At 56.9% G+C, this 14,002-nt stretch carries 19 protein-coding genes; 10 read left to right on the plus strand and 9 right to left on the minus strand.

Translation table 11 applies throughout. From position 1 onward, the window contains the following. Positions 1 to 21 precede the first annotated feature (21 nt). Entirely contained in the window at positions 22 to 1,488 is a 1,467-nt protein-coding gene (locus VV088_RS16205) for a hypothetical protein (RefSeq protein ID WP_334601756.1), read from the plus strand. 213 nt (positions 1,489 to 1,701) lie between these two features. Here the strand turns inward: VV088_RS16205 and VV088_RS16210 are convergent, their stop codons facing one another. Continuing rightward, the gene (locus tag VV088_RS16210; protein WP_334601757.1) at positions 1,702 to 2,898 is read right to left on the minus strand and encodes a tyrosine-type recombinase/integrase; all 1,197 of its coding nucleotides are present in this window, start codon (positions 2,896 to 2,898) and stop codon (positions 1,702 to 1,704) included. Beyond that, positions 2,861 to 3,481 (minus strand): helix-turn-helix domain-containing protein, encoded by a 621-nt coding sequence (locus VV088_RS16215; protein WP_334601758.1) that lies wholly within the window; start codon positions 3,479 to 3,481, stop codon positions 2,861 to 2,863. Before VV088_RS16215 ends, VV088_RS16210 begins: the two co-directional genes overlap by 38 nt. Positions 3,482 to 3,662: 181 nt before the next feature. Between VV088_RS16215 and VV088_RS16220 the strand changes: the two genes are divergently transcribed. The 4 genes from VV088_RS16220 to VV088_RS16230 all read left to right on the plus strand — a co-directional run bounded on the left by VV088_RS16220 (position 3,663) and on the right by VV088_RS16230 (position 5,209). Beyond that, positions 3,663 to 3,899 carry a hypothetical protein gene (locus tag VV088_RS16220; RefSeq protein ID WP_334601759.1) on the plus strand — a complete coding sequence of 79 codons (237 nt, stop codon included), beginning with the start codon at positions 3,663 to 3,665 and terminating at the stop codon, positions 3,897 to 3,899. Then, the gene (locus tag VV088_RS16225) at positions 3,896 to 4,222 is read left to right on the plus strand and encodes a hypothetical protein (RefSeq protein WP_334601760.1); all 327 of its coding nucleotides are present in this window, start codon (positions 3,896 to 3,898) and stop codon (positions 4,220 to 4,222) included. The genes VV088_RS16220 and VV088_RS16225 overlap by 4 nt, the downstream gene beginning before the upstream one ends. Further along, positions 4,161 to 4,352: a cysteine-rich KTR domain-containing protein gene (locus tag VV088_RS22835; RefSeq protein ID WP_442913180.1), complete on the plus strand. Its 192-nt coding sequence runs from the start codon at positions 4,161 to 4,163 to the stop codon at positions 4,350 to 4,352. The genes VV088_RS16225 and VV088_RS22835 overlap by 62 nt, the downstream gene beginning before the upstream one ends. 77 nt (positions 4,353 to 4,429) lie before the next feature. Then, positions 4,430 to 5,209: a rolling circle replication-associated protein gene (locus VV088_RS16230; protein ID WP_334601761.1), complete on the plus strand. Its 780-nt coding sequence runs from the start codon at positions 4,430 to 4,432 to the stop codon at positions 5,207 to 5,209. A gap of 892 nt (positions 5,210 to 6,101) precedes the next feature. On the opposite strand, the gene VV088_RS16235 is transcribed toward VV088_RS16230, so the two are convergent. From VV088_RS16235 to VV088_RS16250, 4 genes are all read right to left on the minus strand, one after another. Then, positions 6,102 to 6,293 carry a hypothetical protein gene (locus VV088_RS16235; protein ID WP_334600881.1) on the minus strand — a complete coding sequence of 64 codons (192 nt, stop codon included), beginning with the start codon at positions 6,291 to 6,293 and terminating at the stop codon, positions 6,102 to 6,104. A gap of 104 nt (positions 6,294 to 6,397) precedes the next feature. Then, complete coding sequence (locus VV088_RS16240; RefSeq protein WP_334601762.1) at positions 6,398 to 6,688, minus strand: hypothetical protein; 291 nt, start codon at positions 6,686 to 6,688, stop codon at positions 6,398 to 6,400. 16 nt (positions 6,689 to 6,704) lie between these two features. After that, the gene (locus VV088_RS16245) at positions 6,705 to 7,001 is read right to left on the minus strand and encodes a hypothetical protein (protein WP_334600879.1); all 297 of its coding nucleotides are present in this window, start codon (positions 6,999 to 7,001) and stop codon (positions 6,705 to 6,707) included. A 124-nt stretch (positions 7,002 to 7,125) separates the two neighbouring features. Then, positions 7,126 to 7,395, minus strand: a complete 270-nt coding sequence (locus VV088_RS16250; protein ID WP_334601763.1) for a hypothetical protein — start codon at positions 7,393 to 7,395, stop codon at positions 7,126 to 7,128. A gap of 316 nt (positions 7,396 to 7,711) precedes the next feature. Here VV088_RS16250 and VV088_RS16255 point away from each other — a divergent pair, with 316 nt between their 5' ends. The 3 genes from VV088_RS16255 to VV088_RS16265 all read left to right on the plus strand — a co-directional run bounded on the left by VV088_RS16255 (position 7,712) and on the right by VV088_RS16265 (position 10,085). After that, complete coding sequence (locus VV088_RS16255; protein ID WP_334601764.1) at positions 7,712 to 7,948, plus strand: ABC transporter ATP-binding protein; 237 nt, start codon at positions 7,712 to 7,714, stop codon at positions 7,946 to 7,948. Between the two features lie 70 nt (positions 7,949 to 8,018). Next, positions 8,019 to 8,591, plus strand: a complete 573-nt coding sequence (locus VV088_RS16260; protein ID WP_334601765.1) for a Uma2 family endonuclease — start codon at positions 8,019 to 8,021, stop codon at positions 8,589 to 8,591. Positions 8,592 to 8,927: 336 nt separating this feature from the next. Beyond that, a complete protein-coding gene (locus VV088_RS16265; protein ID WP_334601766.1) occupies positions 8,928 to 10,085 on the plus strand; it encodes an LCP family protein in 1,158 nt (385 codons plus the stop codon). Between the two features lie 80 nt (positions 10,086 to 10,165). On the opposite strand, the gene VV088_RS22840 is transcribed toward VV088_RS16265, so the two are convergent. The 3 genes from VV088_RS22840 to VV088_RS16275 form a co-directional block, all read right to left on the minus strand. After that, the gene (locus VV088_RS22840; RefSeq protein WP_442913165.1) at positions 10,166 to 10,456 is read right to left on the minus strand and encodes a hypothetical protein; all 291 of its coding nucleotides are present in this window, start codon (positions 10,454 to 10,456) and stop codon (positions 10,166 to 10,168) included. Next, on the minus strand, positions 10,404 to 10,595 hold the full coding sequence (locus VV088_RS22845) for a hypothetical protein (protein ID WP_442913166.1): 192 nt from the start codon (positions 10,593 to 10,595) through the stop codon (positions 10,404 to 10,406). The genes VV088_RS22840 and VV088_RS22845 overlap by 53 nt, the downstream gene beginning before the upstream one ends. A gap of 83 nt (positions 10,596 to 10,678) precedes the next feature. Further along, positions 10,679 to 10,861: a hypothetical protein gene (locus tag VV088_RS16275; protein ID WP_334601767.1), complete on the minus strand. Its 183-nt coding sequence runs from the start codon at positions 10,859 to 10,861 to the stop codon at positions 10,679 to 10,681. Positions 10,862 to 11,042: 181 nt separating this feature from the next. Here VV088_RS16275 and VV088_RS16280 point away from each other — a divergent pair, with 181 nt between their 5' ends. Both VV088_RS16280 and galT read left to right on the plus strand, forming a co-directional pair. Then, on the plus strand, positions 11,043 to 12,344 hold the full coding sequence (locus VV088_RS16280; protein WP_334601768.1) for a galactokinase: 1,302 nt from the start codon (positions 11,043 to 11,045) through the stop codon (positions 12,342 to 12,344). A gap of 137 nt (positions 12,345 to 12,481) precedes the next feature. Further along, the gene (gene galT / locus VV088_RS16285; RefSeq protein ID WP_334601769.1) at positions 12,482 to 13,978 is read left to right on the plus strand and encodes a UDP-glucose--hexose-1-phosphate uridylyltransferase; all 1,497 of its coding nucleotides are present in this window, start codon (positions 12,482 to 12,484) and stop codon (positions 13,976 to 13,978) included. Positions 13,979 to 14,002 lie beyond the last annotated feature (24 nt).

A 14,002-nucleotide genomic window follows, 5' to 3' on the forward strand; every position in this document is an offset into this window, starting at 1 on the left:
GCGACAAAAAGGAGTTTCTTTATGAAATATTACAATTCGTATTTTGACCGGCAGGAGCTTTCTTCTGCTGCCCACGAAACGCTGCTCCATCTGGAGGCACGCAAAAAAGCCTCCAGCCCCGTGTGGATGCCTATCGGGGCCTTAGCTGCCTGCACCGCCTTGATTGTGGCGGCGGGCGTATGGAAGCTGTCCCCGGCCCCTGCTCCCGCTCCGGCACAGTCCGGCAGTCAGATCACACTGGACAACGTCCCGACCGCAGAGGACCAGCCGCTTCAGACCGATGTCAGCCAGCCGGGCGACTGGGAAACCAGCTTTGTGGTCAGCAACTCTGGAATGAAAGGAAAACTGGCCTTTCCCATGATCCCGGGCATCGAGTATCCAGACCAGACAGAAAGCCCTGACATGGCTCTCTCCCGGGCCTATATGCCGGGGGCCTTCACGGTGGACCTGGCAAAGGAGGACATCCAGACCATCTTCTGGGGGCCAGAGGGCAAGCCCCAGGCGGACCACCCCAAGACGGAGCAGGGGGACCTGCCCTGGATGCTGTTCTGGGATGGCTATACCATCCATGCCCACGCCTTGTATGACGGTCAGGGCCAGCTTGCCAAGCTGACCATTTTTGGGGAAAAGGGCCGGGCCAGCTTTGAGCTGGAGCTGTGCCCAGGAGACTTGCCCTTCACCTGCTCCGTCGACCTGAGTCGCGAGGACCAACTCAGCGAGTTCAACGGAGTGGAGGTCGCCGGCTGGAGCCAGGTCTACGACCGGGACGGCGACGGCCAGGACGACTATATCTGCGGCAGTGAGTTTATGTCCAAAAACGACATCGGTGTCCGGTTTGTTAACCGGAACAGCCTGATGAGGGCGGAATATGAGCAGGATGGAAACATGGACCTGGGCGGGGCCCAGACCTTCAACGCCCTGTTTGTCCGTCAGGCCCTGACCGACGGCGGCGGGCTGTACCTGGACCATCTGATGATCAACGAAGCGATCCCCGCCTGGCGGGAGGAGACCTTCGACACCCTGGCCCAGGCCCGGCAGGAGGCGGACTTCGCCCCCTATCTGCCCACAGCGGAACCCTCCGGCTACGGGGAATTTTATGGCCGCCTCAGCTATCAGGAGGGTGCCCAGAATATGCTCTTTGTGCGCTGGAACCAGGGGTATGACAATGTGGAGGTGGCTGTGTACCGGGGCGAAAACCACTCCTATAATCTGGCGGACCCCGCCCGGCCAGAGACCTACGATCTGAGGCTCTACCCCATCCCCTGGTGCGACAGCGTGCCCCAGGAATATTGGGACACGGTGAACGACCCCGCCTTCCGGGCGGAGGACATGTCTCTGGAGCTGGTGGAGGCCCGTGGCAGGGAGCACGACACCGGCGGGATGACCTACTCCTTCGAGGTGCTCCACCCGGACGGCACCGTGGTCTCCTACCGCTGTGACGCTCTGTCCGCCCGGCAGGTGTGGGAGCTGGTGGAGGAGACCCTGTAACGGAACCGGTACTTCTGCCCGTCCCGCCGGGCGGGCAGAAGCGTTGACATAATTCTTAATTATATCAACTATAAGCCGTTCTTGAGAAAATCACACCTCGTATTCTTAGAGCCACAAGCGTTTTAAGGTTTTTACTTTTTCTCCCAAATCCCTGTGCAACAAAAAAAGACATACAAAAAGACATACGCCCTTCAAAAAACGAGGCTGGACAGGTCAACCCTGTCCAGCCTTTTTCAGTGCTTCACGGTAAATCTGACTGGCCCGTTTCATGCTCTCCTGGTTTGCGTGGGTGTACATCTGCAAGGTGAATGCTTTGTTGCTGTGGCCAAGCTTCTCAGACACGCTAGCTACATCGGCTCCGCTGGTGATCGCTATCGAGGCAAACGTGTGGCGAAGCTTGTGGGGGTGAAAATGGGGAATGTCGTACCTGGAAGACAGCTTGTCCATGTACCAGTTAAGTTCGTTGGGCAGCAATGGGGCCGAGCTTCCCTCTTGGGTAAAGACATAGGAACTGATAACCTTGCTGGCCTGCTCAGTTCGGAGCAACTTCAGAAGGGTCAATACATCGGGGTCCACATCTATTGTCCGTGTCCTGCTGGTCTTGGGGATATCCAGGTAAACGCCCTTGTCTGGAGTATAGCAGAGATTTCCGGCTATGGTGATTGTGTTCTTTTTAAAGTCCACGTCTTTCCACTGGAGGCCCAGGCATTCTCCGCGCCTGATGCCGGTATCTATCAGCAGCATAAGCACAGCACGCCATTTTAACGGCTCCTGATCCAATGCGGAAAGTATTTTCTGTACCTCCTCGGGGGTGTACGCCTCTACGTCTGATCGCTGAACCTCTCCTTTTCGGGGCTTTGGGCGCACTACCTTATCCATGGGGTTTCGGGTTATCACATCAGCCATGTAAGCCATTTTAAACAAGGAGTTCAAAATACTATAGACCATAATACAGGTCGAGTGCGCTTTCCCCTTCGATTGCATCGACAGCAGCAGTGCGGATATATGGGCCTGGGTCACATCGGGAAGTTTCAGATCACCAATTGCGGGGTATATCCAGCGTTCCAGGTTGCCCTGATAAGTATACCGGCTGTTTTCACTCATGGTGACTGTCTTAGTGGGCATAAAGACAGCTTCTGCATACTGATGGATCGTCATAATCTTCGCCGCTTCCCGCTGCGCCTCTTGTTCTAGCTCCTTTTGCTCCGCCCGGCTGATGATCTCCCCGGCCTGGACCTTTCGCTCAAACTCCGCAGCGTACTTCTTCAGCTCCCGCTCCACATAGCGAGGACTCCATGATTCTTCCGGATACCAGCGAGTAGAAAGTGGGGCGGTCCCACGGCCCCGGCTGGCCCGGATGAGGTAAAACTCTTTACCCGCCTTTGTGGTCATTTTCTTGATGGATGGCATTCTCAAAGCCTCCTTTCAGTACCAGGTCAACTGCCCTTCGCAGAGAATCATCTATCATATATCTCTTAATGCTTATATAAAAATCACGGTCTATTGGAAAAGATTGTTCTTTCACTGCGATAGAGTTGTCTTGCGTGGCCTGGCTATATATCTCCTTCAACTGAACAATGTCATGAAGCGCAAACCAAAATAGTGAATCATCAAGAAACAAATTAAAAACCTTAATTTCATCTTTGCTCATACCGCTGTGTAATCTCCATATTGCCCTATGGGAGAGACCAGTATAATTTGAAACGGCTTGAATCTCTGTGTCTGTTGTTCTTACAAGGGTTCGCCCTAAAAGATAATCAGTGCTTACATTGTAGAAATCTGCGAGACAACGTAAATATTTTACATTCATCCCCTCATTCTTGCCATATTTCGAGTGATTACTATCTTTAACCTCATAATTTGTTAGACTTTCTCCAGAAATGTCTATACCGTATTTTTCTTTTAGGGCCGCTTTTAATCCTAAAATGGTCAAGCCCCTATCTTGTCGTAACTTTCTCAAACGTTCTGCAAGAGTAACCGCTAATTCTTCCATACTATCGCCTCCTAGAACCGGAATATTTTCCTACATCACTTCTGTTATAGGAAAATATTTTACTTTATTCCTATAGACAAGTCACACGTCGTGGATGTATAATAATCCAGTCAAGATGATTATACAGTAAAAAAATACGGCTGTCAACAAGTGACGACAGGGAAATTGAGGAGGTAAAAAAATGACACGACCAAACGCAAATGCTCCCTTCCAGAAAATAACAGACGCGGCCCGTAACACTGGACTGTCTACATATTTTTTGCGGCGGGGGGTCCGGGACGGTTCTGTGCCTCATGTTAAATCGGGCACCGTGTACTTAATCAATGTTCCAGCCCTGCTCCGCAAACTGGACGGAGAAAGTGGTGCACATACCGGTGGCCTGCTTGGGGGGCTGGATGACGAGGGGGTGAACGCGTGAGTAGGAGACTTAGCCATGCCACCCTCTCTCGGCTGGAGGAAGGGGCCTTGCGCCTTGTGGACCACATCGAGGACATCACCGCCAGGCGGGAGCTTATACGTCTTGCACAGCGGGAGGGCGCATATTTCGGCTGCTCCGGCACGCTGGATTCCGGCACGGATTTTGGTTTGTATTTCGATCCGTATGGCCTCCGGTATGGAGAGAGGGAAGCGGACGGATTTTGTCGGGTCGAGGTGTATGGTCCCGATGGAGATCACCTATATGGATTCGGCGGAGACGGGTACGACCTGGAGGGTGTGGTGTGCGGTGGTCCGAGAACGTAATGGTGTACTATGGATTTGTTGTCCATGCTGTAAGCTACCGCTCCACCAGATACGGCGGGACACGAGAGCAGAACATTTCCCGATTTTTTGTCGGAGATGTCGGCGAACGGTTGGAGAAGTAAATATCTGATCAGCATGAGCCAGAGAGCCGCTGACCTGTCCGGAGTATCCGGACGGTTGGCGGCTTTCTGCATAGGGGAGAGGTCAATGGCAAAAAGATATAAAAAGCTAGAGTGCGGAGACTACGTCCGGGAATGTCTCTACAGCTGCCCGGAGCCGCAGGACAAGCCCATAGCCAGGGCGGAGAAGTCCAAGGCAACCAGCAAGGCCCAGGAGCGGGTCAATCAGAACAATGCAAAAATCAAGCTGGCTATGCTGATTGGAGGAAACTTTGGCCCTGATGATCTGTTTATTACTCCGACATTCTCCCCAGAGAATTTACCGGCCACCTATGCGGAGCTTCAAGAGAGGGTGCGAAAATTTTATGATATGTTCCGCACAACAAGGATGAAGCAAGGCAAAGAGACGTGGTACATCTATGCTCCGCATCACACCGAAAGGGTGCGCTGGCACGTTCACAGCCTTATTAACGCAGTGGGACCGGAGGACTGGGAGACGATTAAAAGCCTGTGGCCATGGGGTGACGTGCATATCAAACGGATAAAAGACACCGAGTATTCAAGTCCGGATGCTCTGGCCGGGTATCTGATCAGCGGGTGGAAAGACCGGCCCAACAGTGCCAGAGCCTGGTGTACATCGACCAATCTCAAACGGATCGTTGTTATGACATGCCGGGAACACAGCAAGACCGCCAGACTGGAAGTGCCGGAAGGCTGTGAGCAGTGCGAAAGAGATTTTTGGGAAACAAGCTATGGGAGCTACGAGTATATATCTTATTTCCGCCATGGAGCCAGCCAAAACAGCGACCAGAAGGAGGATGATTCACAACCAGACAGCCGGGAACTGATCGACCGGGGCAAACTGTAGCCTTTACCGATGGAAAGGGAAAAATGCTCTGCCTGTGGGCAGGGTTGGGACTTGGTGGGGATATTAAGTTCTCCCTGTGGGCGATGTAGAAATTACCCCTAAGCCTTGCGGCTAATGCCCTTCCGGTTGTATACTGGGGTTGCAGCAGCGCCACCCCCCGCCTCGGAAAATGCCAAATCCCGCTTCGGCGCGTATCGGGTGGGTCCAGGACAAGGGAGAAAACCTCGTGTCCGCGCGCTGCCGTGACGCATATGTGCGTTGGAGCGGCTTTGTCATGTCCAAAAACAGGTTGCAAAACAGCCCAAAACATAGCGAAAATGTGTAGAAATGAAAGGCCAACCTGCCGGGATGCTTGGGCGCAGGGGTGTGCGAGCGTATGCGGGCCACATGCGCACGGCACGGCTCAGCTGTGCATCCCCCTCCCCCCCAGATTAGGAAAGTTTTGGGGCCTTGCCCTGATGACCGCACGTCCCCCTGCGTGGAAGATTTTTTCCCCACGGCGGCTCCGGTGGGCTGGTCCTGCTCCATCCGGGCGGGGATGCCTTCCCCTGGAGCGGGAGTCCCCTGGCGGCTTCAGGACGGCCCTGAGTGCTCCTTGCAGCGAGGGCGGGTGTCTGATTCTGCGCCTAGCCAGCAAGTCCCATGGCTGCTCCGGTGGCCGGTCCTACTCCAGCTGGGCAGGGATACCTCCCCGTGGAGCAGAAAAGCCCCAGGGCGGCCCCAGGACGGCCCTGAGTGCGCCTCGCAGCGAGGGTGAGTGTCTGATCCTGCGTCTAGCCAGCGAGCCCTACGGCGGTGGTCCCGCTCCAACTGAGCGGGGATATTCCTCCTGGAGCGGGAAAGGACCGGGACAGCCTTACAGCCATCCCGGCCCCGTTGCCGGTATCCTGATCTAGTGTGTCAGCTCTGCAAGGAGCCGTGCCGCCTCCAGCAGTTCCGCCGGTGTAGCGTCCGGGTTCTCTGTCACCCGCTGCAGGGCCAGCCGGGCGGCCCGCTTAGACGATACACGTTCCTCGCTCAGGGCCGCCTGTGCGGCTAGATTGCGCTCCCGTGTTGCCTGAGCCTTTTTGTGGGACTCATCCATTAAGCTCTTCCTCCCTTTGCTGCTCCAATAGCTCACCTACAAGGTGGCTGATTTTCTGTTTGTTTTCAGGCGTAAGCAGCGCATACATTTCTTCTGTCGTAAGGTTACCCATCAGCAACTACCCCCTCATTCAGGAAATTTGCGTTGATATAGTCGATGACCTCCTGATAAGCTGGCTTGCGCTCTGGAGATGTCGTAATGGCACGCTGGAGCGATTGGATTGCTTTCTGGTAGTCTTCAGTGGTGTACCCGTCCAATACACTGGGACAGTCATGATCCATGCTGAGAAGGACAGAGACAGCAAGAAAACTACCGTCATTCCGAGCCTGGGCCTCTCTTATAAGTTCGATAAACTCCAGCCTGGCCAGTTCCGCTTGTGCTTGTGTCAGTTCCATATGTCTGCACCTCCCCTCAGCACAGCGGCCCGACTGGGGGCCGCCTGATGTTTTGGACCGTATTCCCGGCGGCATTGGATTCCATAAACAAGCTGCTGCCGTCAGGGTATACCAGCCAGAATTTGAGCGAATCGGCGCTAATAGTGGCAAGCATGGTCCCCCCGGCCTCGCCAGGGCACTGTATCTTGCTCTCCTTGACCGGGCCGTCCTTGTGCATGCGGCACAGCTTGCGGCGGGCTGATCGCTTGTGGATCTGCGCCAGGAATGGAAGGAGACATTCCTTCCATTCATCATAGCTTGGTCTTCTGTCCATAAAAATTCCTCCTCAGTGTTGATATTTGGAGGGGGGAGGGATATAATACTCCTGTCCCCCCTGGGGGCACTGTGGGCCGTTATACAGCGTTCTTGACGGGGCAGCTGTGTAATGGCTCATTCTTTTAGGCCACGCAGAAGCGGCGGGTTGTGGTGGTCCTGATAAAGGCGGCGGCTACGTCGGGAATGGCCTTGCGCAGGGCCGCTGTGTCCAGCCTGGAGGCGGTCACGGTCTTCCAGGTGACTTTATACTCTCCGGCCCGAAGCTCCTCAGAATCGCCCATGTGGGCTTTCAGAGCGTCCTTGATGGTCTCCATCTCGGACTCGGCCTCATCCACCAGGGCTTGGAGCTGCCGCAGCTCCCGGATTTTGCTCTCGATTTCGCTGATGCTCATATCCTTTTACCTCCTAATCTGTTTGTGTGGGGCAAGCGGCCAGGGGCTGTAAGGGTTCCTTACCTTTTCTGTGTCCCTTGTGTCCTGTCTGGCTCTTACCTGGCGCTCCCTATTTGTTCTACCGCCGGGGCTTGTCCCTCCTGACATTGGTATAATATCATATTTACACCAATATGTCTATTGGCATAAAAACTATATTTGCGCCAACATGTTTGTTGAATATCACATATTTACACCAATAGACATAAGTGCTATAATAAACCTATAATGGAGGAGATGCTAACCAAACAAGTTGTCCCATAAAGGAGGCGATACAGTGCCAGCTTCAAAGGCAAATCAAAGAGCGGTCAATAAATATGTGAAAAATAATTACGACCGTGTTAATGTGACTATGCCAAAAGGCAAAAAAGATATCATCCAGGTCCACGCAACGGCCCAGGGGGAAAGCGTGAACGGCTTTATTAACCGGGCGATAGATCATGAGATGGAGAGGGACAGCCAGAAACGGCCCCTAGAGCCGGGGGACGGAGCGGACAGTATCCCTACACCCTGAGACACACAAAGCCCGCCAGAAGCCCCGCAGAGGGCTGTAGGGCGGGTATAGAGGAAAAGGAGTTGAAACTATGGCATTACCAGCAGAGGATAAGCGGTATACCTTTGCAGACGTTCTGGTTTGGGACGAGAAGGACCGGATCGAGATTATCAACGGGGAAGCGGTTATGATGGCCCCGCCGTCAGTGAATCACCAGCGGATAAGCGGAGCTTTGTTTTCACAACTGTATGATTATTTAAAAGGGAAAAAGTGTGAGGTGTTTGCAGCTCCGTTTGGTGTTCGCCTGTTTGAGGAGGAGGGCGACTATCCGGAAAATGTAGACACGATGGTTGAACCTGATCTATCTGTTGTATGCAACCCTGGCAAACTGGACGAGTACGGCTGCAAGGGGGCACCTGATTTGGTGATCGAAATATTGTCACCATCCACCCGGCGACATGACCGGATGACTAAATTTAACCTGTACCAGAGGGCTGGGGTTAAGGAGCTTTGGATTGTTGATCCGGATACCAGAGATGTACAGACATTTATATTGGAAGGTGGGCGCTACTTTGTAAAAGGATATGGAACCGCTGAGGATAAATTGAAGGTGGAGGTCCTGGAGGACTGTGTAATAGACCTGTCAACGGTCTTTCCAGAATGACGGAAAACGGGCTGGGGGAATACTCCCCCAGCCCGTTTCGCAAAAGTAAACGCCCGGCCCCGTGTACGTCCTCAGAAAAAAACATACAAAAAACATACGGGGCCAGAAAAAAGACATACATAAAGGCACGACAAGGAACTGCAAGCAGCGAAAAGAAAAGTCTTATATCCGCTGTGCCGCAAGGGATACGGAGAACAAGGCACGACAAGGGACGACAAGCCGAAAACACGCCTATAATAATTCTTAATTTTTTATGAATTGATACCGATGCCCCTTGCCGAAGGAAGTCGAACCGAGTATACTTGGGGGGAATGATTTTCGGAGGGAGGGACCTTTTTGGAGGAGCGGTACATGAACGTGCGCCGGCGGCGCTCAGACTATCGGGACGACCCCTCTCCCCGCCGCATGGAGTCCCGGCGGCGGACTCCGCCCCGCAGGCCGGCCAGACAGAAACGGAATGCGGTGACCTCAGTCGCGATGGGGTTTTATAAGGTGCTGGTCGTCCTCTCCGCCCTCATCGTTGCGGCATACGCCGGACTGTCCCTGATGCTCAAAGCTCCCGAGCAGAAGCAGCCGCCCCAGCCCAATCAGTCCGGGCCTGGGATCTCTCTGGGGCCGTCCTTCGGCTCTGGCTCCGATGCAGAGACGAAGGACCCCAGCACTCCAGCGGCCCCCGCTCTGAACCGCCGGGACGGGGTGTACACCATCCTCCTGGCTGCCACCGACAAGGAGGGCTACCGTACCGATACCATGATGGTCATGTGCTACGACACGGTGAAACAGACTGTGGGGGTGGTCTCCATCCCCCGGGACTCCCTTATTGACCGGGGGAGCGGACACCACCCCAAGCTGGTCTACGGCAAGGGGGGCGTGGAGCAGCGGGTGGAGGATATCTCCCAGATGCTGGGCATCCCCATCGACGGTTACATCAAGGTGAACATCAAGGGCTTTATCACCCTGGTGGACTACCTGGGGGGCATCGACTTCTATGTCCCCTGCAACATGGACTACGACGACCCCTTCCAGAACCTGAGCATCCACTATAAGGAGGGCCAGCGGAAGCTGAGCGGCCAGCAGGCCATGGAGGTGGCCCGGTTCCGGAAAAATAACGACAACAGCGGCTACTCCGACGTGGGCCGCACCCAGACCCAGCAGAAGCTGCTGATTGCCCTGGCCAAGAAGGTGCTGGCCTGGGACAACATTACCAAAATTAACGGCTTTGTGGAGATTTTTAACAAGAACGTATCCACCGACCTGACTCTGAACGAGATGCTCTACTTCGCCGGCCAGGCCATGGGGATGGACCCCTCCGCCGCCGTGGAGACGGCCACCCTCCCCGGCCGGGGAGACGGGGTGTTCCGGGGCTACCGCTGGTGCTTCGAGCTGGACCCCGAGGGGACGCTGGAGACGGTGAACCGTCTCATCAACCCCTACGACCGGGACCTGACTCTGGAGGACATGAACATCGCCAAGGCGGACAGCTACTACAGCTGACCGCCTGCGGACAGCAAACACCCCCTGACGCGGACCTTTCTGCGTCAGGGGGTGAATTCATGTTCAGGGGAGGGCGGCTTCTATTGCGCGGGCAGCTGGGTCAGGTCCTCCCGCGTCACCTGCCGGTAGGGCAGCCAGATGTAGTGTCCATCCTCCAGCGCCACCGCCTGGGCGGGATCCTCTCCCGTGTACAGCGCCAGGGCCAGGTCCACCATGGCCTGGGCCTGCCCTTTGGCGTCATTGAGGACGGTGCCGTACAGCTGTCCGGCGGCCAGACCCACCTGTCGGCCGGCGGACAGGTCGGCGCCGCAGGTGGGCTCATCCATGATGAACACGTCCGGGTCGTTGGCCAGCCAGCGGCTGATCAGCACCTTCTGTTGGTTGCCGCCGGACAGAGACGGCCTTGGCGCTCTCCACCAGCTGCATTTGGGATACGCTCAGGGTGTCCAGCTTGGCCTTGGGGTCGTAATTCAGGTGGACCTCCTTCAGCACCCGGGCGGCGGGTCCCACCGACGCCCCAACACGTTCTCAATCAGGAAGGGTGCGTGCGCACCTGCGCACGCACCCACCTGGATCCGAATGCTTGTGGAGAATCAGCCCGCGAAGCTGGCTGCGTTCTCGGGGGTAACCTTGTTGCAGAACACGACCTCGATCTGATTGCCGTACTGAGCCAGGTCGTTGGCGCAGATGGTCTGACCCTTCTCACGGTCCCAGTCGCCGCGCTGCAGGTCCAGACTCATAACGGCAGCCAAAGCAAGAGCAAGTGTCTTTTTCATTCTGTGTTCCTCCTAAAAATATAGTAACGATAGAAAATTCTTGGATGAACTCTGAAAAAACTTTGTTTTTCCTTCGGTCGCTCCGGAATCTCTTGTCCGGGAAAACAAGGCGTGCTATAATGGAGGGCGCCACGGACTGTTGGGGAAGCTTCCCCGATTTTTGAGAAAGAGGTGACCTTCCTTGAGCTCCTGCAAGACCCTTCTTGAAGCCCTGCGCGCCGGGGACCGCGACCAGGCGCTTGCCGCCCTGTACGCCCTGGACGGCACACAGGCCAGCCTGGACAGCGCCCGTGACCGGGCCTACCATGTGACCAAAGCCTTTATGGACCAGTTTCACCCGGAGGACAGCGCCCAGGCCGTCCTGTTCAGCGGCCCGGGCCGCACCGAGATCGGCGGCAACCACACCGACCACCAGCACGGCCGGGTGCTGTGCGGCAGCGTGGACATGGACATGCTGGCCTGCGCCGCCCCTAACGGGCTGAACCTCATCCGCATCCAGTCTGAGGGCTACCCCGCCCTGGAAATCGGCCTGGACAGCCTGTCCGTCCGGGAGGAGGAGAAAAACACCTCCGCCGCCCTGGTGCGGGGGGTGGCCGCCAGGGTGAAGGAGCTGGGCTATGCCCTGACCGGCTTTGACGCCTATGTGACCTCCACCGTGCTGTCCGGCTCCGGCCTCAGCTCCTCCGCCGCCTACGAGACGCTGGTGGGCAATATCTTCAACCGCTTCTGCTGCGGCGGGGCGCTGGACCCCGTCACCATCGCCAAAACCGGCCAGTACGCCGAAAACGTCTACTTCGGCAAGCCCTGCGGCCTGATGGACCAGATGGGCTCCTCGGTGGGGGGCGCGGTGTTTATCGACTTCAACGACCCCGCCAACCCGGTGGTGGAGCGGGTGGATTACGATTTCAGCCAATCCGGCCACGTTCTGTGTATTGTGGACACGGCCTCCAGCCACGGCGACCTGACCGATGATTACGCCGACATCACCCGGGAGATGGGAGCGGTGGCCGCCCACTTTGGGAAGACAGTCCTCCGGGAGGTGCCCCTGGCCAGCTTCCAGGCCGCCATCCCCGCCCTGCGGAAAGCGTACGGCGACCGGGCGGTGCTGCGTTCTATGCACTTCTATGACGACGACCGCCGGGCCTCTCAGGAGGCCGCCGCCCTGAAACACGGGGATTTTGAGGCGTTCCTGAATCTGGTCAATGCCTCTGGCCGTTCCTCCTCCCTCCTGCTGCAAAACACCTGGTCCATCCACGACCCCAAACAGCAGGCCATCCCCTTGGCCCTGACAGTAGGGGAGCACTTGCTGGACGGCATGGGGGCCATCCGGGTCCACGGCGGCGGCTTCGCCGGCACCATCCAGGCCTGGGTGCCCGAGGAGTACCTCCCCGTGTTCAAAAATGGCATAGAGGAGCTGTTCGGCACGGGCAAGTGCCATGTGCTCCACATCCGCCCCGTCGGCGGCTGTGTGGTGGCGGAATAAAAGAGAACCCCTCTGAGAGACGGACTGTAGGGCGGGACGACCCGGCCCGCCGCCCCCGTGGAATATCTCTTACAACAGCACGGCGCGCCGAGGTCGTCGCGCCCTACAATAAGTGCGGGTAACAAGGAGAGATGACTATGATTGACATTGCCATTGCCAAGCTGGCGGATTACGCCGTGCGAAACGGACTGATTGAGTCATGCGACTACACCTGGGCCATCAACACGATTCTGGACGTGTTGAAGCTGGACAGCTATATAGAGCCGGAGTTTACTTGGGATATAAACAGCCTGGAGCTGGCCCCCATCCTGGAGGAGCTGCTGGACGACGCCTATGCCCGGGGGGTGCTCACCGAGAACTCGGTGGTCTACCGGGACCTGTTCGACACCGAGCTTATGGGGCGGCTTACCCCCCGGCCCTCCTGGGTCATTGAGAAGTTCGAGTACATCCGCCATGACGACCCCAAAGTGGCCACCGACTGGTACTACGCCTTCAGCCAGGACACCAACTACATCCGCCGGGACCGTATCGCCAGGGATATCCAGTGGAAGGCCCCCACCGAATACGGGGAGCTGGACATCACCATCAACCTGTCCAAGCCGGAGAAGGACCCCAAGGCCATCGCGGCGGCCAAAAATCTCCCCGCCTCCGCCTACCCCCGGTGCCAGCTATGCGCCGAGAACGAGGGCTACGCCGGCCGGGTCAACCACCCCGCCCGGCAGAATCACCGGATCATCCCCATCGCCATCAACGGCTCCCCCTGGTTTTTGCAATATTCCCCCTATGTGTACTACAACGAGCACTGCATCTGCCTGAACAGCGAGCATACCCCCATGAAAATCGACCGGGCCTGCTTCGCCAAACTTCTGGATTTTGTCCGCCAATTTCCCCACTACTTTGTGGGTTCCAACGCCGATCTGCCCATCGTGGGCGGCTCCATCCTGGCCCACGACCACTTCCAGGGCGGGCACTACACCTTCGCCATGGAGAAGGCCCCGATTGAAACCCCCTTCACCTTCCCGGGATTTGAGGATGTGGAGGCCGGTATCGTGAAGTGGCCCATGTCGGTGGTGCGCATCTCCTCCAAACATCCCGAGCAGCTCATCGACCTGGCGGACAAGATCCTGCTGGCCTGGCGGGGCTACACCGACGAGGACGCCTTCATCTTCGCTGAGACGGAGAACGAACCCCACAACACCATCACCCCCATCGCCCGGCGGAGGGGCGAGAACTACGAGCTGGACCTGGTGCTGCGCAATAACATCACCACCCAGGAGCATCCCCTGGGGGTCTACCACCCCCACGCCGAACTCCACCACATCAAGAAGGAGAACATCGGCCTGATCGAGGTGATGGGCCTGGCGGTTCTCCCCGCCCGGCTGAAGGAGGAGCTGGCCGCCGTGGCCGATTGCCTGGCCTCCGGCGGCGGCCTGCGGGCCAGCGCGCTTACCGAAAAGCACGCGGACTGGGCGGAGGATTTCGCCAAGCGTTACACCATCACAGCAGAAAACGCCCTGGACATCGTCCAAAAGGAAACCGGCCTGGTCTTCGCCCAGGTGCTGGAGCACGCCGGGGTATACAAACGCACTCCCGAGGGGAAGGAAGCGTTCCTCCGGTTCCTGAACAGCATATAAAACTGAAGGGGTCCCACCAGATGG

The organism is Lawsonibacter sp. JLR.KK007, assembly GCF_036941135.1.
In the GTDB taxonomy this organism is placed as follows: Bacteria; Bacillota; Clostridia; order Oscillospirales; family Oscillospiraceae; genus Lawsonibacter.